21 protein-coding genes are annotated in these 21,340 nt (G+C 55.5%); 9 read left to right on the forward strand and 12 right to left on the reverse strand.

Annotation, left to right across the window (positions count from 1 at the left end):
• Positions 1 to 114: 114 nt before the first annotated feature.
• From HOV93_RS18005 to HOV93_RS18015, 3 genes are all read right to left on the reverse strand, one after another.
• Positions 115 to 393 (reverse strand): DUF4404 family protein, encoded by a 279-nt coding sequence (locus tag HOV93_RS18005; RefSeq protein WP_207397915.1) that lies wholly within the window; start codon positions 391 to 393, stop codon positions 115 to 117.
• Between the two features lie 143 nt (positions 394 to 536).
• A complete protein-coding gene (locus HOV93_RS18010; RefSeq protein WP_207397916.1) occupies positions 537 to 1,715 on the reverse strand; it encodes a trypsin-like peptidase domain-containing protein in 1,179 nt (392 codons plus the stop codon).
• 124 nt (positions 1,716 to 1,839) lie between these two features.
• A complete protein-coding gene (locus HOV93_RS18015; protein ID WP_207397917.1) occupies positions 1,840 to 2,922 on the reverse strand; it encodes a S1C family serine protease in 1,083 nt (360 codons plus the stop codon).
• 287 nt (positions 2,923 to 3,209) lie between these two features.
• Between HOV93_RS18015 and HOV93_RS18020 the strand changes: the two genes are divergently transcribed.
• Positions 3,210 to 4,079 carry an SDR family oxidoreductase gene (locus HOV93_RS18020; RefSeq protein ID WP_207397918.1) on the forward strand — a complete coding sequence of 290 codons (870 nt, stop codon included), beginning with the start codon at positions 3,210 to 3,212 and terminating at the stop codon, positions 4,077 to 4,079.
• Positions 4,080 to 4,086: 7 nt separating this feature from the next.
• Here the strand turns inward: HOV93_RS18020 and HOV93_RS18025 are convergent, their stop codons facing one another.
• Positions 4,087 to 4,845, reverse strand: a complete 759-nt coding sequence (locus tag HOV93_RS18025; protein ID WP_207397919.1) for a hypothetical protein — start codon at positions 4,843 to 4,845, stop codon at positions 4,087 to 4,089.
• Between the two features lie 160 nt (positions 4,846 to 5,005).
• Between HOV93_RS18025 and HOV93_RS18030 the strand changes: the two genes are divergently transcribed.
• Both HOV93_RS18030 and HOV93_RS18035 read left to right on the forward strand, forming a co-directional pair.
• Positions 5,006 to 6,433 (forward strand): sulfatase, encoded by a 1,428-nt coding sequence (locus HOV93_RS18030; protein ID WP_207397920.1) that lies wholly within the window; start codon positions 5,006 to 5,008, stop codon positions 6,431 to 6,433.
• Between the two features lie 104 nt (positions 6,434 to 6,537).
• Positions 6,538 to 7,743: a hypothetical protein gene (locus HOV93_RS18035; RefSeq protein WP_207397921.1), complete on the forward strand. Its 1,206-nt coding sequence runs from the start codon at positions 6,538 to 6,540 to the stop codon at positions 7,741 to 7,743.
• A gap of 16 nt (positions 7,744 to 7,759) precedes the next feature.
• On the opposite strand, the gene HOV93_RS18040 is transcribed toward HOV93_RS18035, so the two are convergent.
• A complete protein-coding gene (locus HOV93_RS18040; RefSeq protein WP_207397922.1) occupies positions 7,760 to 8,587 on the reverse strand; it encodes a hypothetical protein in 828 nt (275 codons plus the stop codon).
• A 327-nt stretch (positions 8,588 to 8,914) separates the two neighbouring features.
• On the opposite strand from HOV93_RS18040, the gene HOV93_RS18045 reads away from it, so the two are divergent.
• Positions 8,915 to 10,129 (forward strand): argininosuccinate synthase, encoded by a 1,215-nt coding sequence (locus HOV93_RS18045; RefSeq protein WP_207397923.1) that lies wholly within the window; start codon positions 8,915 to 8,917, stop codon positions 10,127 to 10,129.
• A gap of 124 nt (positions 10,130 to 10,253) precedes the next feature.
• Here HOV93_RS18045 and HOV93_RS18050 read toward each other — a convergent pair whose 3' ends face one another.
• Positions 10,254 to 11,465, reverse strand: coding sequence for a hypothetical protein (locus HOV93_RS18050; protein ID WP_207397924.1), 1,212 nt, complete (start codon positions 11,463 to 11,465; stop codon positions 10,254 to 10,256).
• 425 nt (positions 11,466 to 11,890) lie between these two features.
• The gene (locus HOV93_RS18055) at positions 11,891 to 12,703 is read right to left on the reverse strand and encodes a hypothetical protein (RefSeq protein WP_207397925.1); all 813 of its coding nucleotides are present in this window, start codon (positions 12,701 to 12,703) and stop codon (positions 11,891 to 11,893) included.
• Positions 12,704 to 13,085: 382 nt separating this feature from the next.
• Between HOV93_RS18055 and HOV93_RS18060 the strand changes: the two genes are divergently transcribed.
• The 3 genes from HOV93_RS18060 to HOV93_RS18070 all read left to right on the forward strand — a co-directional run bounded on the left by HOV93_RS18060 (position 13,086) and on the right by HOV93_RS18070 (position 15,416).
• Positions 13,086 to 13,775 carry a hypothetical protein gene (locus HOV93_RS18060; protein ID WP_207397926.1) on the forward strand — a complete coding sequence of 230 codons (690 nt, stop codon included), beginning with the start codon at positions 13,086 to 13,088 and terminating at the stop codon, positions 13,773 to 13,775.
• Between the two features lie 347 nt (positions 13,776 to 14,122).
• A complete protein-coding gene (locus tag HOV93_RS18065; protein WP_207397927.1) occupies positions 14,123 to 14,509 on the forward strand; it encodes a YkvA family protein in 387 nt (128 codons plus the stop codon).
• An 85-nt stretch (positions 14,510 to 14,594) separates the two neighbouring features.
• Positions 14,595 to 15,416, forward strand: a complete 822-nt coding sequence (locus tag HOV93_RS18070) for an amidohydrolase family protein (protein WP_207397928.1) — start codon at positions 14,595 to 14,597, stop codon at positions 15,414 to 15,416.
• Between the two features lie 49 nt (positions 15,417 to 15,465).
• Here HOV93_RS18070 and HOV93_RS18075 read toward each other — a convergent pair whose 3' ends face one another.
• A complete protein-coding gene (locus HOV93_RS18075; RefSeq protein WP_207397929.1) occupies positions 15,466 to 16,185 on the reverse strand; it encodes a phytanoyl-CoA dioxygenase family protein in 720 nt (239 codons plus the stop codon).
• A 134-nt stretch (positions 16,186 to 16,319) separates the two neighbouring features.
• Here HOV93_RS18075 and HOV93_RS18080 point away from each other — a divergent pair, with 134 nt between their 5' ends.
• Positions 16,320 to 16,820 carry an RDD family protein gene (locus tag HOV93_RS18080; protein WP_207397930.1) on the forward strand — a complete coding sequence of 167 codons (501 nt, stop codon included), beginning with the start codon at positions 16,320 to 16,322 and terminating at the stop codon, positions 16,818 to 16,820.
• Between the two features lie 88 nt (positions 16,821 to 16,908).
• Here the strand turns inward: HOV93_RS18080 and HOV93_RS18085 are convergent, their stop codons facing one another.
• Both HOV93_RS18085 and HOV93_RS18090 read right to left on the reverse strand, forming a co-directional pair.
• The gene (locus tag HOV93_RS18085; protein ID WP_207397931.1) at positions 16,909 to 17,253 is read right to left on the reverse strand and encodes a low molecular weight protein tyrosine phosphatase family protein; all 345 of its coding nucleotides are present in this window, start codon (positions 17,251 to 17,253) and stop codon (positions 16,909 to 16,911) included.
• 26 nt (positions 17,254 to 17,279) lie between these two features.
• A complete protein-coding gene (locus HOV93_RS18090) occupies positions 17,280 to 18,263 on the reverse strand; it encodes a YHYH protein (RefSeq protein ID WP_207397932.1) in 984 nt (327 codons plus the stop codon).
• 174 nt (positions 18,264 to 18,437) lie between these two features.
• On the opposite strand from HOV93_RS18090, the gene HOV93_RS18095 reads away from it, so the two are divergent.
• Positions 18,438 to 19,325, forward strand: coding sequence for an alpha/beta hydrolase (locus HOV93_RS18095; RefSeq protein ID WP_207397933.1), 888 nt, complete (start codon positions 18,438 to 18,440; stop codon positions 19,323 to 19,325).
• On the opposite strand, the gene HOV93_RS18100 is transcribed toward HOV93_RS18095, so the two are convergent.
• Both HOV93_RS18100 and ypfJ read right to left on the reverse strand, forming a co-directional pair.
• Positions 19,322 to 20,143, reverse strand: a complete 822-nt coding sequence (locus HOV93_RS18100; RefSeq protein WP_207397934.1) for an alpha/beta hydrolase — start codon at positions 20,141 to 20,143, stop codon at positions 19,322 to 19,324. The genes HOV93_RS18095 and HOV93_RS18100 overlap by 4 nt on opposite strands.
• Before the next feature lie 77 nt (positions 20,144 to 20,220).
• Positions 20,221 to 21,084 carry a KPN_02809 family neutral zinc metallopeptidase gene (gene ypfJ, locus HOV93_RS18105; RefSeq protein ID WP_207397935.1) on the reverse strand — a complete coding sequence of 288 codons (864 nt, stop codon included), beginning with the start codon at positions 21,082 to 21,084 and terminating at the stop codon, positions 20,221 to 20,223.
• Positions 21,085 to 21,340 lie beyond the last annotated feature (256 nt).

Raw genomic sequence — 21,340 nt, forward strand, 5'->3', positions numbered from 1 at the left:
CTATCAGTTAGAAAGAGTGTCAGGGATCCAGGATCGTAAGCCTGCTCTCAGAGGGGACCTGAAGAGCAGGCAGCACTTAGAACATCACGCAGTCACGATCCGCCAGAGAGACGCTTACAGCCCGCTGTTGCCGAGGATGTCGGCCAGATTGTTTAGAATGCGGGTGAGCGACGGGTAGCTGCTGTCTTCCAGCTGCGAGTTCCGTTCGTGGATCGTTTCTCGCAGCGACGGATGCGACAACGCGTCGGTGTCTTCGCGATGCAGCGCGTCATTGATCGATTCCATGACCCCTTCCAGACGCGACTTGGTATCGGCGTCTAGTTGGTCCACTTCGCGTAGTTCGCGCTGCAGTTCGACAAGGGTCTCTCGTAGCTCGGTCAGTTTGTCTTGCATGATGGCCTTGGATATTCGTGCTAAGCTTTCAGGTCTTCCGCAAGAGGCAATCTTAAGAGATCTTTCTCTTGCTGAAAACTGAACACTTCCAGCGGATAACTTCGATAGTATTTCGAGTGAAGCGTCTTGCGACACTCTCTATTCTACTTCGACGTCTCGCGAGGAATCCAGCGGGTCTCGCCAGGGGCCAAGGCAGAATCGTCATTTTCGGAAATCACCGGCTTGGCGCTCAGGCGAGACTGCACAATTCCCTGATTCTTAGTCGCACCGGCCGCTGACAGCATCTTGGCGATCGACTGAGACAGTTCGGTCCCTGGGATGGCGTAGGTGGCCACGCGGCCTGCTCGAGCGATGTTCAAACCAACTACCTGACCATCCAGGTTCACGATCGGTCCGCCGCACTGCTCTGGCTGAAGATAGCTATCGTGCTGGAAGACGGAAGGGAAGCCGCTGCGACGCGTGCTAAGTTCGCCGCCAAGGTGATTCTGGAACTCGTGTCGAGCCTGGTTCGGACCAGCGACCCATTCTCCAAGCACAAGGCTGAGTTGAACTTCCTCGTCGGCACGCATCAACTTCACGCGAAGCGAATCGCCTGGCTCAAAACTGCGGACCGTTTCGATCAAGTGGGTGCCAGAGTCGATCGCCAGGTCATTGAGCGAAACAATGACGTCCTGGGCTAATATGCCAGCTGTTGCGGCGGCACTCTTTTCGACAACCACATCGACGATGGCCGGGCCAGGTTCACGCGAAAGCATCACGCCGAGCATGGCATTCTTCATTTCGACCTTATGCGGATCGAGACCGTACACGCCAATCGCGACGGGTTCTTCGTTCAGGCCGGCGGTCGCCAGAAAACTGCCCAGCGACAAGTTGTTCGTCGTGGCGATCTCCATTACCGGAAGGTTATGTCCGTCGATACGAACCAGTGCCAGGTCGTTGGCTTTGTCGATCGCGGCGACCTCGCTGGTCAGGTATTGATCGCCGTTGGCCAGTTCAGCCACTAGCGGCATATCGTCGTTGTAGGTGTTCACCAGGCTGGCCTTGGTGACAATCAAGCCGCTTGAGTCGACGATCCCACCCATGGCAACCCGTTCGCCGCCACGCTTGAGTTCGACCGTTGCACGACGTGTATTGCGCACCACCGAATTGAAAGCCCCAAGGACTTCGCTACTACTACGCTGATGGACGCGTTTCATGAAACGCATCGCGATGCCGTCGCTTTCAAAGACCTGGCCAATGACCGGTGTCGGGGCAAGCATCGCCAACGACATCGGGGCCACGACCAATAGAGACAGCAATGAATTCAAACGAAACCGGGGCATGTGGTCACTCCGTTGTTTCGTCGAAAGTTGGTACGGATTACAAGCGAACACACAAGGTGTGCCTGCGCTAGGGATACTCTAGGCAAGTAAAGTGGCAGTGAGCCGGTCTCTTCCCAGGGTTACTCTAGTTCCGCTCCAACTTGCGACGATCTGCAAGTTCAACTTCAAGAGTAATTACGCTGCCCGAGCTGCGCCGTATCCGTACCTTAATGCGATCGCCCGGAGAGTACTGATTTACCATCAGTTTCAAGTCATCGAAGGATCCGATATTGCGCTCGTTGAGTCGCAAGATTTCGTCTCCTTCTTCGATTCCCGCAGTTGCTGCCGGGGAACCAGGGGTGACGCGTGTGACAACGACATCCTGTCGGTCAGATTCACAACGTACACCTAAATATGGTTGCGTTCCACCAAGTCGCCCCCAGACTTCCGACTTCTTCAGTCGGTCGACATCTTCGAGGTAGCGTGTGGAAGGAACGTGTAAGTTGGCCGTAATGCGGTTGCCGATGCGGCTGTTGATTCCGATCACGTTGCCTTGAATATCAAGCAGGGGGCCGCCACTGTCGCCGCCCACCAAGGTGGCGTCCGTAGCAATCACGTCGCGGCTGGAAGCCAATACGCGGCCCAGTCTTAGCGCCGGTAGACGATCTTTCACGATCCCGCCGGCATGCCCCATTACCAACACCCATTCCCCTTCGCGTAGTCCGCTCGACTTGCGAATGGGTAAGTAGTCGTATTTGCCAGGCGTGGTAATTTGGATGGCGCCCGAGTCGATGCTGCGGTCCATACCCAACGTCACACCCTTCACGCGGCGGCCGTTATTCAAAATGATGGTGACTTCACGGTTCGGAGCACCAATCACATGGCCCGCCGTCAGAATGAGTCCGTCTTCGCTGACAACCACCCCAGAGCCCTGGGCCGGGCCGACAATCACACCCACCGTCGCGGCCAATGCTTTTTTGCTGACCCCTTGAATCTGCTGTTCCATCGAACGCAGATCAGCTACATCGTCCGGAGCGTCCCCTGTCAGGATCTCGGCAAAGTGGGCCGTCCGCTGAATCTGAGGATTAGCAGTCTGGGGATTGGCCTTATCTTGGGCGTTGGCCAATAACGGCAAACACAAGATCAAACCACAAACGATCAGGAATTTTCGGAAGGATGCTGCCACGCTACCGGAAAGATTAGAGGAGGGGAGGATCCGTTGTATCATGATGTGCCCTTTAGAATTTCAACTAACAACCTCGAATACGTAGGGGTCGCAACGAGGTTCGGTTTTATTCTAGGAATACGATCAAGAGTTTGTCACGTTCTTGGTCACCAACGCCGCAGGTGGGGCCAGCCTTAGCGGGCGTTGCTATCAACGCACTTCACCCTTTATGTTAGTCAACCCCGCAGCACTTTGGTAGTGTCGCATGGGAATTGTTAGAATTGTCAGAAGCGCCAAGCACGTCAGAGTTTAGCGTTTGTTTCGACTGCCCAGTTTAGGAAGGAAAACCGATGCAATCGTGCTCGCGAATGATCCTCGGATGTGGCTATGTAGGCATGCCGTTGGCTCGCGCTTTTCGCGCCGCAGGCGATGTGGTTTTCCCCACAACAAGGTCCCAGGAACGAGCCCGACAGTTTGAAGAGCAGGGCTGGCACGCGAAAATCGCCGATGTCACTCAACCCGATACTTTACGCAAGTTACCAGAAGCAGACACCGTCGTCTTCGCGGTCGGCTACGACGCTGGCAGCGGCGCATCACGCGAAGATGTCTACGCTGAAGGTTTGAAAAACGTCCTCGAGTTCCTGCCTGAGTCGACTAGGCGGCTGATCTTCGTTAGCACGACGGGTGTTTACGGAGACGCCGAAGGTCAGACCGTCGACGAAGAGACTCCCTGCGATCCGGCTCGCCCCGGCGGGAAAGCGTTTCTGATTGCCGAACAATATTTGCGCAACCACCCGTTGTGGTCCACGCGAAGTGTCATTCTACGGATGGCCGGCATCTATGGTCCCGGCCGCATCCCGCGTTCGGCCGATATCGAAGCTGGCAAACCGATACCTGCCCCCGGCGGTGGCGCGCTCAACTTGATTCACGTCGACGACGCCGTCCAGGCCGTTCGCTTGGCAGCCGATGCCGAGAAGTTTTCTCCTCTATATATCGTCAGCGATGGCAGCCCGGTCGACCGCCGCGACTACTACCGCGAAGTGGCCCGGCTGTTGGGTGCCCCCAGTCCAACCTTCGAAGAGCCAGCCCCTGATTCCCCTGCCGCCCAGCGGGCAAGCTCCGACCGCAAGATGAGCAACCGCCGCCTGGTCACCGAGTTGGGCTTTCAACCGAAGCATCCGAGTTACCGCGAAGGACTGGCGGCGATTTTGAATGGTTGATGGGTGATTAGAACTGAAAGAGCTCTGTTTCAGAAAACCACACCAAAGCAAAACCAAGGACAAGTCCTAGATAGTGGTACATATCCCTGGGAGTTCTCCTTCGATAGTCGTTAACAATCCCCGTAAGACAAGCACAAAGCAGGGCAAGCGTCAGTAAGCGTTGGATGACGAGCAGTGGGATAAACAGATGTCCCATGAGATCGCCAATAAGCATAGGGTAGAGAAACGCCATCAAAAAATAGTAAATCATTGCCAGCCAAGCATACGTTCTCCAGATGCCTCGTTCTTGGTTGTAATTGATGACCAGCAGGTAAAAGATCGCAGCCAATAGATGGCCCAAGCCCGAGAAAAAAAGGTCGACATAAAAGAAGTCTGTCTCCCCAGTCGCCAAATCTTGCACATGAAAGAGAGCCATCGTAAAGACTTCTGTTATCAGTGCCGTCGATGCCGCGATAAGCCGCCAATGTCCTGGCATCATAAGGGCGAATTGCCGCGTGCGGACGACGTGTATTAGCCACGCGACACCAATCCCATAGACCCCGCCAGTAAATATTAGGATGCCGTACGCGAAGAAGTTTTCTGTCGAAAACCCTAGGAACGAGATATACAGAACGAGTTTAATTGTCGCGCAAAATACGGCGCAGATAAGCACAAGAGCCCCGGATGGAGCAGCTACTTTAATGTCAACGGCGTCGGCATTCGTGACAACGCTCGGAGATTGAAATGGATTGTCTGCTTCCGGCCTGCGGGGATCTTCAGATGCCAATTCTTTTTTCCTTTTTGCACTTGCTGAGTGCTGGAATATATCAGGAAAAAGTCGTCCAGCGAATCAACAAGGCGAAAGGTCGTGCAAATTCGCGCACAGTAGCTAGAATGAAGCTGCCCACCCCAGACGTTTAACCTCCCTGCCAAGGAACGCCTGCCCGATGATTCGTACGACTTCGCTGCTGCTGTGTCTTCTCCTGATCTCTTTCACTCAAGCCGCTGACAAGCCGCCCAACGTCTTGTTCATCATCTCGGACGACCTCACGCCGACGGCCCTTTCGTGCTACGGCAACGAAGTCAGTAAGACGCCGAACATCGATCGTCTGGCCGCCCAGGGAACACGGTTCTCGCATGCTTATTGCAATGCGACTTATTGCGGGCCAAGCAGGGCCTCGTTTCTCTCTGGCTATTACCCGCATGCAACCGGCGTGTTTCGTTACGTGAGTCCTCGCCCGCAGATCGGCGACCGGGCCATGTGGCCGCAGCATTTCAAAAACAACGGTTACCATACGGCCCGGGTAAGCAAGATCTTTCACATGAGTGTGCCTGGGGGAATTGAACGAGGGGAGAGCGGCCCCGACGATCCGGCTTGTTGGCACGAACGCTACAACAGCCCCGGCCCTGAATGGAAAGCCCCCGGCGACGGCGAAACGCTCGAGAACAACCCCGACGGTAAGAAGCCAGCGGTCGGTGGCAACACGTTTGTCGTGGTCGAAGCGGACGGTGACGACGAGGTGCATAGCGACGGCAAGACAGCTGCCAAAGCCGTCCAGCTGATCCAACAACACGCGAAAGCCGATAAGCCGTTCTTTCTGGCCGTAGGTTTCGTTCGCCCGCACGTTCCTTTCGTTGCTCCGGCCAAGTACATGGAGCCTTACAAGCCGTATGCCGATCGGCAACTGCCGGAGAAAGTCGCTGGCGATTGGGACGACATTCCTAAGCTGGGTATCAACTACCGCACGAGCAAAGGAATGCAGATGGACATCCGCCGCCAGAAGAAAGCCGTCGGCGGGTACTATGGCGCGGTCGCGTTTCTCGACGCCCAGGTTGGCAAGGTGCTCGATGCACTCGAAGCCAGCGGCGAGGCGGACAACACGATCGTCATCTTCACCAGCGATCACGGCTATCACTTGGGCCAGCACGACTTCTGGGCGAAGGTCAGCCTGCACGAAGAGTCGGCCAGCGTCCCGCTGATCATCAAAGTGCCCGGGCAAAAGCCAGCGGTGTGCGACTCGCTCACGCAGCTATTGGACCTCTACCCAACCACGGCTGCGCTATGCGGGCTGGAAGTCCCCGCCCGGCTGCAAGGCAAAGACATCACCCCGCTGCTGAAAGACCCACAGGCCAAAGTGCACGACGAAGTCTTAAACGTCTCGCCGATGCAGAAAGGCTTCCTGCTGCGAAGCGATCGCTGGGCGTTTATTCAATATAAGGAAGACGGCACCGGTGGGATCGAACTGTTTGATATGGAAAACGATCCGCAGCAGTACAAGAATCTTGCCGACGATCCGAAGTACCTGGAAGTGGTGAAGGAGTTTCAGCAGAAGCTGGCCGCGAAGCTGGCGGATCTGCGGGAGAATGATTTGTAGGGCCGTAGGGAAGTGCCAGAAAACGAGATCAATTTCTTCGACGCAGCTCCCACCATTTGGTAGGTTGAAAGCATCCAATCTCTTCAGAAACCAGGAGGTGCGTTATGCGTTCTCGTTGGACTTGGTTCGTCGCTCTGGCGTTGGCTTTTCCGTGTGCTTGTTTCGCGTGCTTGTGGGATGAAGACACGCTCGAGATGGAGCGGCAACAGTACCCCGAAGTGCACGAACTGATCGCGGGGCATTTTGTGCGGCATAGCGATGCCTACTATCAGTGGCGCATCGGTGACCGGACCACCAAGTCGGTCGATCAACGCACGCCTGACGACTACAACGACATCGCCGTCGCCTACGATAAACTGGGCCAGCACGACAAAGCGATTGAAACGATTCGCGAGAAGATGGACCGTTGGCCTGACGAAAACCTCTACGAGTCGCAGGCCAATCTGGGCACGTTCCTCATTCACTCGGGCAAGTTCGACGACGGTCTGGTCCACATTCAACGGGCGATCGAAATCAACCCCGACGCCCACTTCGGCCGCGAGATCTACCAGCAGTTGTTGGTTCAGTATGTCATCGAGCGACGTGCCGCCGGGGCCCAGCTTCCCCTTAACCCTGACCAAGAGAAAGCCGGAACCGGCGAGTACAAGCCGCGTGTCGCAGGTTTCGCAGCCTATGTGAAGCAGCACCGTGGCGACGACGCGATGGATGGTGTCGAGGCCGAGTACGCCAGGGCACTTAAAGGGACGCTCGGCATGGTACGCTTCGGCAACCACGACTCGCCCATCTTGATGGAAGCCGTCGGCGATCTGCTCTCGGCCACGCAGCCGGCCAACTTGCTTGCCGCTCGGGCCTACCTACGGGCAGCGCAGGAAAGCGAAGATGCCGAGGCCCGCTCGAACTATCGCTTGAAGGCCGCCAACGCCGTTGCCAGTCAGAAGCATCCCCTCCACGGCAAAAAGATCGCCTCCGTCGAAGCGGCCTTGAACGATGAACTCGCCCAGGCCGACATCCTGGCGACCCAGATCGCTGCCGACGAAGCCACTTGGATCGCCAACGGTGACCGGGTCGACGAGAAGTTCAGCGAGAAGTACTACGGCAGTCCGAAGCTCGACATCGACCAGTCGCAAGACAAAGCAGGGGCTTTGGCCAGCTCGCCATCTTATGAGACCTTCGAAACGAGCGACTACGATTCGGAAACGATCGCGCCACCTGGTGCAGGGTCCGTTGACTTAGCCATGCTCGTAATCGTGGGCATGGTCATCCTGGGCGGAGTCTTCGCTTTCGTGACCCTCAGCCGAAGTCGTGGCTAGGGACGCCGTGAAAAAACTACATCCAGTCGGTACCGAATGATTGCGAGTAGGTAATCGCCATACTGATTACAATGGCCAGAATGGTGAGAACCGCCGGGCTAAAGACTCCCAGCCAATGATATAGGTCGCGGCTACTCGCTCGCGGTCGATCGACGACAAATTCGACAATCACGAGCGCGAATAAAGCGACTGCTAACACCATCGCCCCCAGCGACGCGGTCACCGTAAAGAATGTCGCGGTCGTACCCAACACCATGGTCTCGTTGTAACTCGCCATCGGAAACTGCAGGATTGCCACGAGACTAAAGAACAACATTGCCCAGGCATAGGCTTTCCAACGCAGCGGCTCGGTGGTCGTCAGGACGATGGGTAACAGCATGACGATCGCCAGTCCGTTGTAGATCAACGTTTCGGCGTAATACCACGCGCTAAACGATCCTGTTCCGATCTGAAAGTCTTCGCTGTTGTTCCATATCTCGGCCCCGAACTGGCCAGCCAGTCGAGCGACAATCAGCAGCAAAAACCAATGCCCCGGTGCCAGCCTCGAAAATTTTCGCTGTAGAAGAGAGTCAACGAAAATACCAACTCCCATGCCGGCCAAAACGCCTTGGCAAACTTCTAGCATTGCAATTAGGGCGGTCATCGGCGCAAGGGAAGGGACCGACCGAGTCGCGAACAAGTGCACGCCGGTAATCAATAACCCTAGAAACCCGCCGCAGAGAACCAGCACCGTGTGCACACGAAATGGTTGATCCACGACCGGTACCGCCGCAGCTTCCGCACGGGGAGCGGCATATGGGTTGAACGGGGATTGCGGCAATTGGCCGGTGGGTTCTTTGATCATCAGAGACTTCGGCAGGCGCTTATCGGGGGGCAATGACCACTCTAACACAATCATTTCCGCAAATCGAAGGTCTTTTGCTCGATGTTTCTCGGCACCAGGGGGGCTGCCTGGTCTGTCGCAGAAATCCCTGGCAAACAGCCCCTTGCCACCGCGGACCCCCTAGCCGAAAATGAACCTCTTGTGCTGGGGCTTTCTCTACGAAAGTAGGGTTTGCGTGTGCCTAGTTCGGCCCCTCACCCTAACCCTCTCTCCTTCAGGGGCGAGGTGACCAGATTTGGGGCGGTTGTCTTTCCTGTTTGTTTGTCCATTCGCTTGCGAGCATCAAAAATGCCTAGCTGTGTTCTTGCTTATTCTGGGGGTCTCGATACTTCGGTCATTTTGGGGTGGCTGCAAGACGAAGGGTACGATGTGCACGCGGTGTACGTCGATTTGGGGCAACCCTGCGAGGACCGCGAGGCTATCCTGCAGAAGGCCAAGGACGGCGGGGCCGTCTCTTCCCGCATTGTCGACGGCCGCGAAGAGATGTGCCGCGACTTTGCTTTCCCCGTCCTGCAGTGGCAAGCCAAGTACGAATCGATCTACCTGCTGGGCACCTCGATCGCTCGCCCGCTGATCTCGAAGCTGTGTCTGCAGGTCGCCAAAGAAGTTGGGGCCGACGCCTACGCGCACGGGGCCACCGGTAAAGGCAACGACCAGTGCCGCTTCCAGTTGGCCGCCGAAGCGCTCGACCCAACCGTTCAGGTGATCGCTCCGTGGCGGATCGAAAAGTTCCGTAAGGCCTTCCCAGGTCGAACCGAGCTGATCGCTTACTGCAACGAAAAGAACATCCCCGTCAAAGCCTCGACCGCCAAGCCATACAGCAGCGACGAGAACTGCCTGCACATCAGCTACGAAGCCGGCGAGCTGGAAGACCTGACCGTCAACGGCGTCGAGCTGGTCGACTTCGGCATGACCGTCAGCCCGCAAGAGGCCCCCGACAAGCCCGAGAGCGTGACCATCAAGGTCGAAAAGGGCGTGCCTACCCACGTCAACGGGAAGAAGTGCACGGCCCTGGAAGTGGTGACCGAGCTGAACGAAATCGGCGGTCGTAACGGCATTGGCCGCATCGACATGGTCGAAAACCGCTTCGTCGGCATGAAGAGCCGCGGCGTGTACGAAGCCCCCGGCATGACCATCCTGTACGATGCCCTGCTGAACGTCGAACAGCTGACCTTGGACCGTGACCTGATTCACCTACGCGACCAGCTGAAGCCTATCGTGGCCGAAGACGTTTACAACGGCTTCTGGTACAACGCCAAGCTCGATGCCTTGCTGGCCTTCAACGAGAACGCCATGCAGAAGTGCACCGGCGAAGTCACGCTGCAGCTCTACAAAGGCAACATCATCGTCACCAGCCGCAGCAGCGAGTTCAGCCTCTACGACGAAGGCATCGCCACCATGGAAGGCGGCGGCAGCTACAACCAAGACGACGCCGAAGGCTTCCTACGAATCCAAGGCCTACCGAGCCGCGTGCAAGGAAGAGTCACGCCACGGGCGTACTAATCGCCTGGCGATTTTCAAAGATGAAATTCTAATTGGAAGGTTACCGCCTCTAAGTCGGTAACCTTTTTTTGCTTTGGTGGTGGATGTGAATACTCTGTTACTGTTCCACACTGAAAAGCTCCTCTTATCGCAAAAACCGATTTTTTGGCTGATCGGCGTTTTCAAATTCAATTCTTAATTTTACTCTCAATCCATTTGCGTCACTAAGACGGAGGGGCGTTTCAAAGTCTCGATTAAATAGAAGTTGTTCATGACGAACAAAATACATTGAACAAATCTCTTTCAAGTATCCCAGCTGTTTGGCGCAGATCAGCCCCATCAAAATCGGTTTTGTATTCGTTCCCGATATTTCAGTGGATTTTAGTGAGGAAATGATATTCGATGAACGCTTTAGGGAATCGAGGGCGTCGTTACAGCCTGTTGTCATATTGTCGCTAACAGCAACCGTCGTACTTTTAAATACCTTTTCACATATTTCTTTTCCGAGCTCTAAATTAAACGATGATGATGGCCGTGAAATGGCATGCCATGATCTGCTCATTTGTACAACGAGTGCTGACAGGACTCGTAATGCATCAGCGGTAGAAATGCGATCTTCGGGTCGATTTAGAGGTAAGTAGGTTGGTTGCCCATTCTTGGCATGGAATAGAGAGCACCGAGTTTTTTTATAAATGATCTCAATGATTTCACCGACGGGGTCCGCGCAGTTTCTCGGTGTAAGGTTAACGAGGTTAAGTATGGTGGACTCATTTTCAAGTGCTCGTCTCAACCAACTTGCTTCACTTTCCCCAGAGCATTTAGGGGATTTAGTCGACAACAAGCTTTCCAGGGCGAGAAACATATTTCGGTATGCGTCAAACAGGTCGTCGGAAATTTGTGATTGCCTGAAATACCGAAATCCGACGTGATATTTTGGTAAGGGCTTTTCTGGTATTTCGATCTCACGACATTGCGAATTTGGTACTAGATCGCCATGGGCTCGGCCTCGCATTGGGAATACGAGGCTGTCGTTGTATTCAACCTCAAGTGGATTATCGGGGTAGCCCCAAGCAAAGTACTCTTCGTCCGTTCCCATGGTTCCAAAGCTCCCCTTTCCGAGAATGCAAAGCATGTCGAAAGCTTCCTCCAAGTGCGTCCGAATGTAATGAATCGAGTCAGCATTCGACAATAATCCTGGAGATTGAATCACCGCAAAGGGAGTGCTTGGTGCGAGCAAGATTCGATGGTCTGAATAGGAAAAATCGATTGATTCTTTTGAAGGTCTTATTAAGCGAAAAGCGGCACCACCTTTGAAACGCCCGTTAAGTGAAAAGTCAATTGAACCAATCGAGGTCATCACAATTCTCTTGCGAATTAAGGTTTCAGCCAGTCTCAACTGAAGCGTTTTAAGCAATTTGAGAGCTCGACACTACGAATTTCCAAGAGGTTCATACGGAAAATTCTAATTCTTTTCTGTCAGTTGAACGGTAACGCCGCTTTGCCACGGCTGCCCTCAGTAGTGCGAATGTCTAACACGCTCACATCCATTTACCACCCACTCTCGACTGGACGGTCTGTTTTGAAATTGTCAGCAGCCGTTCTTCGTAGGACATCGCGCGTGCCGCGGGTCGTGAAGCGGGTACCAGACGTCTGACCCGCGGCACGCGGGCCCTACAATTGCTGTCTGCAATAAAAAAGGCTACCAAGCAGTGAAGCTTGGTAGCCTTGGGTTGATTTCAGCGTTCTCAGCCGAGGTCTGGGACGCTCGGTGAATTTGCTTTCTTAGAAGGGCGCGGGCACGCCGATTAGTTCTCCCATCGGGCTCAGGTCCTTGCGGCGGAAGCCTCGGTAGTTTGGCGAGTACCGTTTGGCGCGGAAGACCATGTTGGCGCCAGCTCCACCGAAACCGGCTGGTGGAATCGGTTCGTCGAATGCCAGGACGATATCGTCGTTGGCTTTGGTGCCTGGGTCGGTCGGGCTTGTGTTGGCAACGGGGCAAACGTACTTCCATACGACCGTTCCCTCCATGGTGACTTCCAACATCGTACCGGTCGTTCCGGCGGTGATCAGCGTATTGCCGGTCGGTAGTCGCTGGGCCGAGCTTAAGAAAGGTGAAACCGAATCCGAAGAACCATGCTCCCAAACGGCATCGCCTGGTTCAAAAGGCTGACCGTACGCTGGTTGAACGTACGAACCGTTGCGTCGAATCGGAGGCGCGATTTCCTGCACGAGCGATCCGCCAGGGAAGCCGTTGTTGAAGAAGAGAATATTCCCAACGCCGACGTTCCGAGGTAGTCGATAACCATAAAGATCATTTCGCTTGATCCAGTTCACGCCATGCTGACCAAAACTGGTTCGCAGGTCACTCGCATCGGGACCAAGGTAGGTTGCCGGATCGCCCCATCGATAAAGCAAGTCGCCGGGGCGTCCGTAAAACTGGTCGACGAACTGTTCGGCATAATCCCCGAGTTGCCAGGCAAAAAGTCGCTTGAGCCACTCGTAAATGAATAGCTGCTGGTAGCCATACTTTTCGATAATCCAAATTTCGCTGTCGGCACTTAAGAGCAACTGATTGAGCTGGTAGTCGTAGTCCACCGCATTAATTCGCGGTGCTCCGATCTGCCGGCAACTAACGCGCTTTTCTTATCGGAAACAACAGGCTGTTGAAGATACTAGGGTTGCAACGCAATACGGCGTGGTCTCACAAAAATTTCTAAGTGACTCATTCTGCCCATAATTTCCAGGAATGCGAGGTTTTCGGGGCTAAACGCTGCGTTCGCGGTTGGGTATTTCGCCCTGTTTCGCTCCACACAAAAAAAATTTTCCGCGAGCACTATACATAGTACACAGCAGGCTGATATACCTAGGGTTCGCCTGGGGACTCTTCCCCAATCCAGTTACCAAAGTCTTGTAACTGAGAGCCATGCCCACACTGATGTGAGCAGCACACCCTCGATCTAACCCAACTAGGATTACTATGTCATTAGCCAACGCACACACCGATTCCCAAGGCCAGCTCTCGCGAGCCGGTACGCCGGGGATCCGTGTGCGCGCTGACAAAAACTTCCTATGCACGGCTTGCGGCGAAACGGTAGAGATACCGGCCGAGGTCGTGGGGAAGATGGTTGTCGTGCCGGAACCGGTCGAGCAGATCTTGGCCGAAGATCCTTCGCCTGCGGCTACGCCTGTCCTGACAGGCCCGCCGCGCCCCCAACGCCTAAAGCAACCCAAACAGGACCGACCCGCCGAAAGAAGAATCGACGGGCTCAAGGTCCCTGCTGCCGCTGAAATGGAACGCGCCTTGGCGTGGGTCTCGTTTCACCTCAAGCTACTCGGCTTGCAAGGCACCGAAGTGAATCGGCTGAAGAAGCGGTTCAAAAAACGCCGGCTGCAACAGCCGCAAGCTCACCGGGGCGCCCATTGGAGCGAAGGTCATCCCGGCAGCAAGAAGCGCCAATCCGTTCCGCCGGTACCGCGTCCGGGTCGACATGCGAAGAAGGCACCTGTGCGAAAACGGAATGCTCTTCCGATTCGCGCCCTCGCCGGCCAGCGCATGACACCCACCGTGAAGCCGGTTCGCTCGAAGGTGCCAGGTGCTGCGCCCACGATTCGCAATCGCTATCGACGGCGTCGTGGGAAAAGCAGCAAGGGGCGCGGGCCTCCTTGAGCTGTCCCCTCTCCCTTGAAGGGAGAGGGATTGCTGAGTAAGTGTCGATTAACAATTAAAGAAGTATTTGATTGGGGCACCCCTGCGCGTTGTCGAGCCAAGGTGCCACCGTCATCGTGCACGCATGCGCATTACTTTCTGCGGATCGCTCTGATAGGTTCGAATCCTTTTCAATTACCCAAAGCGTCCTTTCACGAAGCGAAATTGGGCGATTTCAGTCCAAGATTCGGTAGTTTGCGACGAATTACTTACTAAGGGACCCGTATGCGCGGAGCGTTTCCAGGGGGAAATCTCTGGACATTCGCACTGCGCCGTCTACGATTCCAAGAACATGGAGAATCTTGAATATGAGTACTGAAGCCTACCAACGGCTGCATGAATATGCCCAAAAGGCGTCGCCGGAAGACGTTCAAAAGATTCGCGAGAAGCTCGGCAGCATGAATCGCGGGCCCATCAAAAAGATCTGGGACGACGTGAAGTCCCTGTGGCAGATGGTTACCGACCCCAGCGCCAGTTGGACGTCGAAAGCGATCGCGATCGGGGCCGTGCTGTACTTGGTCTCGCCGCTCGACGGCATACCGGACTTGCTTCCGCTGGTCGGTCTGACCGACGATGCGGCAGTGATTATGGCGGCCGTCGCCACGCTCGCTTTTGAACTCAAGAAGTACCGCGACACCAAACAGTCCAAGACAGTCGACGGGAAAAAGAGTCGCGCCGGGGCGGCTGCTTCATAATCTGTGGCTTGGCAGCCGGAATAAAATTTGCTCTTCTGGGCGGGTAGCTTGACGCGATACGAACCACCGCCAAGGAGAAACAGCGATGATCATCGATTGCCATACGCATCTGAATAACTATCACGAGGATCGCGTTCGCTCGATCACCGATTGCCTGGACAATCTTCAGGAAGAGATGTCGGCCAATAGTGTCGACTACGCGTTGGTTCTCAGTTCTTACAAAATCACGCCCCATCGGCCGGCCACCAAGGATGTCGTTGAAGCGACTCGCGACCTGGACAACGTGGCCGTCGTCGCCGGTATCAGCTATCTGCATTACAAGGAACGCGATCTTCGCGAGATCGCCGATTTCCTTGCCAACGGCCTGGTGAAAGGGCTGAAGCTCTATCCCGGGTACGAGCCCTTTTATCCGCACGATCGCCGTCTGCAGGTCATCTACGATCTGGCGATTGAGTTCGACGTGCCGGTGATGATCCATAGCGGCGACACGTACAGCCCGACCGGCCGCGTGCGTTATTCGCACCCGCTGCATATCGACGACGTGGCGGTCGATTTTCCCGACTTGAAGTTAGTGATCTGTCACGTAGGCAATCCGTGGATTCGCGATTGCATGGAAGTCGTTTACAAAAACGAAAACGCCCACGCCGACATCAGCGGGCTAGTGCTGGGCGACTTCGAGGACCGCTTCGAACAGTTCATGCTGCAAGAGATCCGTGAAATGATCCTCTACGCAGGCGAACCGAAGTACCTGCTTTATGGCACCGACTGGCCCATCTGCGGCATGAAGAGCTACCTGAAATTCATCCGCGGACTGGGGCTACCCGAAAAGAGCTTAGAGTTAATCCTCTGGCAAAACGCAGCCCGACTCTTCAAGCTGCAGGTGCAGGACGGTAAGGTCGTAAACTGACCGACGGCTTTCGTCGTTCGCCCTCCTAATCCCTCTTCCGGCTATGGTCCTAGCGATCTACCAGCGAAAGATAATCGTGCCACTGCACGCCATCGGGCAGGGATCGCGCTGCGGCGAATTCTAAATGCACGATTCGGCGATGCGCTGTGGTTCCTTCTTTCGACATACTGCTGGCATGGGAAAGCAGCGGCCGCATGGCCAGCACATCGCCGGGTTGGGCGCTGAGGACGACGGCCGGATGTTCCTTCGCGACATCCAAAAGGTGCGAGCCTGGGATGACCGACAACGGGCCGTTTTCAAAGGTCATTGCGTCGAGATGAATGCGCAGCGTGAGCATGCTGGCCAGCAGCGTTTCCGAGGCCTCGAGATGGGCGATGCCTGCTTTCCGCGTGGGGTTATCGAAGTGGCGGCTGGGGATTGTGTTGTCTTGCACCGCAATCGTACGGTCGCGATGCCAGGGCAGCGACCAAGTGCGATCCGGCGGCTTGTCGAAGAACAGCCCCCGCACCAGACCGACCTCGTCGCCTAGCACGCTCTGCAAATTTTCCAAAAGCAGTGGCGTACGGGCCACGTCGACCAGCCAAGGGGCTGCCGCCAGCAGATTGCGAGAACCATAGACACGCCCGCGGCTCTTAAGCACCGTCGGGCCGGGGTGGGCTTCGAGTTCAGCGATCAGTCGCGTGCCGAGCGTCTGCATTTGTCCCGGGGAGAAAACGCCCGGCAGCATCGCGTAGCCAGCTTCCTCAAGAGATTTGTTAAGGCCTGACATGACGCGCCGCGAAGTTGGGGTGATCGATGGAGCGTTCTATTGTAAATAATTGACACCTTTGAATCGATCCGATATTTTTTGAGCACTTCGCACTTAAGCGTGCCTGTGGTCTAACCCAAACGTGAGACGTTGAAATGAGTCAACTGCAAGAGAATCCGTTTTCGTCGCCGACCTTCGATGCTCAGGCTATGCCCGAGGTAAAGCCAGGAACGCCGACCCCAGCTCGCAAAATGCTGCGATTTGCTAATTTCTTTATCGACAGCATCATCCTGAATATTATGACCTTCGGGGTAGGGATCGTGATTGGTGTCATGCTGGTTTCGTCCGGCCACGAAATCGACGCCCAGGGAAATTTTGTGGACCTTCCCCTCTGGGTCAATCTCGCGATCAACTTCGTGCATATTCCGATCACGCTCGTTTATTACATTATGCTTGAGGCCACCCTGGGCCGGACGTTGGGTAAGCTGATTACCGGTACACGAGTGGTCAACGCCGAAGGTGGTGAAGCGACGATGGGTCAGGTCGTGGGCCGATCGTTTGCCCGGTTTATTCCATTCGAGGTCTTCTCGTTCCTCGGTCAAACGGGGCGAGGCTGGCACGATTCGCTCAGCAAAACCTACGTGGTGAAGACCTAGGATTCGCTTGTGTCCTATGGTCCTATGGCCACCGCCACCTGGGGAAATGATTTTCTGAGCCAAAATGAGCGTGCCTGCCAGATAGAATTTACTCCACCGAGCACTCGCTCAGGAAGGATTCGACGCGCTCGTGAATCAGTTCGATTAGTTTGGGGTCCATGAATTGATACTTGTCAGGTATTTCCAAAACATGCACCGGTCGCTGGTTTAAGTCGCTGCGGTAGAGAGAACGCAGCTTGTCCAGGTGTTCGTATTCCATGACGAAGATCATGTCGGCCCAGTGTAGATCGCTCGGCGAGATCCGTCGCGCGGCCTTGGGGCTAAGGCCGCGCGAGCGAACCGCGAGTCGCGGATCGTTGCAATAGACCCGCTCTGCCGTTGGGCTTCGCCAAAGGTTCTTCGAGCAAATAAACAAGACATTCGTCGGGGGCATCGTGCTCAGTTCCTAGTGCGGTTTTTCTATCGCCGGGGTGGAGGGCCGAAGCCGGGTCGACCAGGGCCGCCGGGTGGTCGGCCGCCAGGAGGCCGGTTCCGTGGGCCGCGACGGAAGTCTTCCGAAGGGGTGCCGCGGAAGTTACGCGGAATCACCGGCCAATGGTTGGTCAGGTAATAGGCATACGTCCCATCTGGATAGTCCGGCGTGACGGCAAAGCGGCCGTTGCATTCGTCCAGATCACCCAGGCCTTCGACGAATTCGTAGTCCTGAATGAAGGTGCCGTCGTATTTACCGCCTGGCTGGTTGTCGGCGCTGGGGCGTTTTCCTTCCTTCAAGCGGTAGGACGTTTCCAGTTCGACAATTTCACTTTCCGGATTGTTCGCATCCTGAAAGCCATACAACGCATAAATCGGGAAACCATCGGCTGCCCAGCCAATAATCGGCGAGTGCTTGCCGCGCTGCACGTTCAAGCTTTTCAGCAAATCGCTGGGTAGGCCGTGGTAGTGATAAGCACCGGTCGGCTGCACATGGGCATGGTTGGCATCCATTCCCAGCGGAACAGCTCCTGAAAGGGCTTCGTATTGCCAGCCACCACGTGGGTTGCCCTGGTACCATTCGGCTGCACCCGGATCGAAAGGAACTCCGTTGACCCCGATACCAAAGTCTTGCATCGGCAGTGGTGTGATGCGGTCGGCAGGCTTCGGGTTGGCCGGCAATTTAAAAACGTATTGTTGCTGCGTGATTCCGTTGGGATTGCCCCGATTCGGAAACGAACCGGTCTGGTGGTCCGGGATGCCATTGGCCCGAATGATACGTTGATCGCCGACCACTTCGATCGAAACTTGATTGTCACCCGGGGGCTGACTGTTGGCTGGAATCAGCCGTAATGCTCTCGCTTGATTCACCAGGTGCTGACGCATGCGAGGCGCCAGTTGCGCGAGCATGGGCCCGGCCCCGAGGATGGTTGCCAGGAGCATGATGATGACCAGGTGATATTTGCGCGTCATGAGAAAGTTTCCGTAGATCTAGCACTACTGGTTTGACAGTATATCGGTTGTTAAACCGCACAGCGAGAGAATTGTTCCGCTCAATTGGGTAGAAAATCTTAGAAAGTCATTCTAAGATCGGCGTCAGCCTTTTCGATTGCATCTTCGTTTTACCTGCCCATTCAGGAACCTGCCATGCTGTCTTCCCGCTGCGAGTTGGCGACTTTGGTTGCCGTTGCGATGTTACTAACCACTTCCATGCTACATGCTGAAGATGGCCAGAAGGTCATCAAGGATATTGAGTTCGCCCAAGTCGATGGTCATAGCTTGAAGCTTGATCTTTATTTGCCGCAAGAAAAAAACGCCCCCATGGTGGTGTGGATTCATGGTGGCGGTTGGCATGCCGGTAGTAAAGATGGTTGCCGAGTTGAGTGGCTTACCAAGCATGGCATCGCGGTGGCGAGCATCTCGTATCGCTTGACCGACAAGGCCACGTTTCCGGCTCAGATTCACGACTGCAAAGGGGCTATCCGCTGGCTTCGAGCCAACGCCGATAAGTATGGCTACTCGGCTGACAAGTTCGGCGTTGCTGGCTCGAGCGCCGGTGGTCACTTGGCCGCGCTCGTGGGAACCTCTGGCGATGTGAAGGCGCTTGAGGGTGACGTGGGCGGCAACCTCGATCAGTCCTCACGCGTTAGCGCCGTGGTCGATTACTATGGGGCGACCGACTTTATCCTTCGCTCGAAAACGCAGCCGCATCGCGCGAACAAGAAGGGCTCGGTCGTCTATAAACTGCTCGGAGGCGGGGCCGATCAAAAGGTCGACCTGGCCCGGCAAGCATCGGCCGCGTTTCACGTGACCGAAGACGACCCGCCGTTTTTGGTCATTCACGGCGACAAAGATAATACGGTTCTGCTCGATCAATCCGAGCGAATTCAAAAGGTTTACGGCGAGGCCGGCTTACCTCTAGAGTTGATCGTGATCGAAGGAGGCAAGCACGGCGGTTCCGAGTTTTACAAGGGCCCGCGTCGCAAACGCGTCATCGAGTTCTTGACGCAGCACCTGCAAGACTCGGACGGTTAGTCGTCCTTCGCGTGTTTATTGATAAACTTCGTCATCAACAACACCCCAGGCACAACCATGTTGCCGTGGGTGAAGCCTTGCAGTTCATACAGTTCGACATTGGGGTGCTTGGCCGACTTGAGCATTTTGAAGAGCAGGGCGTTTTCTTCGTAGCGAAAAGGAAACTCCAGGTCGCGGTCGCCGGTGGTGAGCAATAGCGGCGGGGTGTCGTTGTGAACGTGGTACAGCGGGGCCAGATCGTCGGAGACGCCCGTCTCGCGGCCGATGCCTCGCTCTTTGCGGATGGTGAAGTGAGTCAGCGTTTGTCCGCTGTGGGGGATGGCTCCGGCCAGATCATTCGGGGCGAGCCCATGCGGCTTGAGCCAACGGTCGTCAAGCACAAGCATGCTGGTCAGGTAGCCACCGGCCGAGTGACCACTGATAAAGATTTTGTTCGGATCGCCGCCGTACTTTTGGATGTTTGCAAAAGTCCACGCGACGGCAGCGGCTGCATCTTCCAGATAGACCGGTGCACTGACGTGGGGGCTATGGCGATAGTTGGCCGAGACCACCGCATAGCCGTTATCGAGAAGATATTCTGGGATCTTCTTGTCGCCGTTTTCTAGTCCGCCACCATGAAACCAAACGACGGTGGCAAAGCCTTTTTCCTCAGGCGTGTGAACATCGAGACGGCACTGCTTTTTCGCGTAGTCGTCGAGGTCGGCTCCCTGAAGATAGAGGATGTCGGTTTCCAGATTCGAGGGTGCCGAGTCTTCGCCATGCAGCAGCGTCGGGATGGCCAGAAACAAGAGAGCGAGAAGCAGGGGTGGGCGAATCATGGTGATGTCATTCAACAAAGGAAGGAGGCCGTAGAAATGGGGAGTGAGTTTATCGTAGCACAAGCCGGTCGAGGGTGCTAAAGCTGGCTGTAGGGAATGCTGTAGGTGTCTCCCTGATCCATGTCGCCCGTTTTCAGGCCTTTGTAAAACCACTTGGCCCGCTGCTTGGAACTGCCATGGGTGAAGGACTCGGGCACGACGTACCCGCGTGATTGCATTTGCAGGCGGTCGTCGCCAATGGCGGTCGCCGCGTTCATGGCTTCTTCGATATCCCCTTCTTCAAGGATGTTCCAGTTTTGCTGAGCATGATGGGCCCAGACACCGGCGTAAAAGTCGGCTTGAAGTTCTTGCCGGACGGAAAGCTCGTTGGCTTCCTCTTTGCCAACCTGGGTGCGTTTGCGATGGATTTCTTCGCTCACGCCTAACAGGTTTTGCACGTGATGTCCGACTTCGTGAGCGATCACATAGGCCTGGGCGAAGTCCCCTTCGGCGCCCAGGTTGTTGTCCATCTCGTCGAAGAAGCTGAGGTCGATGTACACCTTCTGGTCTAAGGGGCAATAGAAGGGCCCAGTCGCCGCTTGTTGAAACCCGCACGCCGACTGGACGGTCTCGCGGAACAGGACAAGCTTGGGGTCGCGGTATTGTTTGCCGATTTGTTGAAACTGCTGGCCCCACACGTCTTCGGTATCGGCCAGCACGACAGAAACGAACTGGGCTCGCTGATCGTCGGCCGGATTGACCTGTGCCGGAGCACCTCCTCCGCCGCCCGGCTGCTGAACGGCCAGCCCGCGAAGAATGGCCATCGGGTCGCCACCCAACAGCCACACCAGCAGCATGATAAACAAGATACCCACAATGCTTCCGCCGCCGGCCATCGCGGGACCTTTCGAGGACCGTCGATCCTCAACATTGTCGCTGCCGCGCCGTCCTCGCCATCGCATACTCGATTCTCCTCAGTAATTTCACTTCAAGATGTTTCCGGTTGGCAATCCATGACTGTGCATCTGATTGTCCCTTAGCCGAGTAGCAAATGGCACACCAAAATAGAGAAAATCAGAAAGGTTCGGCGAAACGAAAACTGGTTGCCCTCCGTTTGTTAAGATGACTATTGTGGCGAAAGTGAACCGCATTCGGTACGGTGGAAACGAACAACAAGCTTGAACGGAAAGCCGCAGATCGAATTATTGCTTGGTAAGC

This window comes from Bremerella alba, from assembly GCF_013618625.1.
Lineage (GTDB): Bacteria > Planctomycetota > Planctomycetia > Pirellulales > Pirellulaceae > Bremerella > Bremerella alba.

What these genes read in the sequence shown, in the direction of transcription:
- HOV93_RS18010 (WP_207397916.1), bottom strand. Translation starts at nt 1,715, where the DNA reads ATGCCCCGGTTTCGTTTGAATTCATTGCTGTCTCTATTGGTCGTGGCC.
- HOV93_RS18015 (WP_207397917.1), bottom strand. Translation starts at nt 2,922, where the DNA reads ATGATACAACGGATCCTCCCCTCCTCTAATCTTTCCGGTAGCGTGGCA.
- HOV93_RS18040 (WP_207397922.1), bottom strand. Translation starts at nt 8,587, where the DNA reads ATGATCAAAGAACCCACCGGCCAATTGCCGCAATCCCCGTTCAACCCA.
- HOV93_RS18035 (WP_207397921.1), top strand. Translation starts at nt 6,538, where the DNA reads ATGCGTTCTCGTTGGACTTGGTTCGTCGCTCTGGCGTTGGCTTTTCCG.
- HOV93_RS18095 (WP_207397933.1), top strand. Translation starts at nt 18,438, where the DNA reads ATGCTGTCTTCCCGCTGCGAGTTGGCGACTTTGGTTGCCGTTGCGATG.
- HOV93_RS18070 (WP_207397928.1), top strand. Translation starts at nt 14,595, where the DNA reads ATGATCATCGATTGCCATACGCATCTGAATAACTATCACGAGGATCGC.
- HOV93_RS18020 (WP_207397918.1), top strand. Translation starts at nt 3,210, where the DNA reads ATGCAATCGTGCTCGCGAATGATCCTCGGATGTGGCTATGTAGGCATG.
- HOV93_RS18075 (WP_207397929.1), bottom strand. Translation starts at nt 16,185, where the DNA reads ATGTCAGGCCTTAACAAATCTCTTGAGGAAGCTGGCTACGCGATGCTG.
- HOV93_RS18060 (WP_207397926.1), top strand. Translation starts at nt 13,086, where the DNA reads ATGTCATTAGCCAACGCACACACCGATTCCCAAGGCCAGCTCTCGCGA.
- HOV93_RS18085 (WP_207397931.1), bottom strand. Translation starts at nt 17,253, where the DNA reads ATGCCCCCGACGAATGTCTTGTTTATTTGCTCGAAGAACCTTTGGCGA.
- HOV93_RS18045 (WP_207397923.1), top strand. Translation starts at nt 8,915, where the DNA reads ATGCCTAGCTGTGTTCTTGCTTATTCTGGGGGTCTCGATACTTCGGTC.
- HOV93_RS18030 (WP_207397920.1), top strand. Translation starts at nt 5,006, where the DNA reads ATGATTCGTACGACTTCGCTGCTGCTGTGTCTTCTCCTGATCTCTTTC.
- HOV93_RS18050 (WP_207397924.1), bottom strand. Translation starts at nt 11,465, where the DNA reads ATGACCTCGATTGGTTCAATTGACTTTTCACTTAACGGGCGTTTCAAA.
- HOV93_RS18080 (WP_207397930.1), top strand. Translation starts at nt 16,320, where the DNA reads ATGAGTCAACTGCAAGAGAATCCGTTTTCGTCGCCGACCTTCGATGCT.
- ypfJ (WP_207397935.1), bottom strand. Translation starts at nt 21,084, where the DNA reads ATGCGATGGCGAGGACGGCGCGGCAGCGACAATGTTGAGGATCGACGG.
- HOV93_RS18065 (WP_207397927.1), top strand. Translation starts at nt 14,123, where the DNA reads ATGAGTACTGAAGCCTACCAACGGCTGCATGAATATGCCCAAAAGGCG.
- HOV93_RS18090 (WP_207397932.1), bottom strand. Translation starts at nt 18,263, where the DNA reads ATGACGCGCAAATATCACCTGGTCATCATCATGCTCCTGGCAACCATC.
- HOV93_RS18005 (WP_207397915.1), bottom strand. Translation starts at nt 393, where the DNA reads ATGCAAGACAAACTGACCGAGCTACGAGAGACCCTTGTCGAACTGCAG.
- HOV93_RS18100 (WP_207397934.1), bottom strand. Translation starts at nt 20,143, where the DNA reads ATGATTCGCCCACCCCTGCTTCTCGCTCTCTTGTTTCTGGCCATCCCG.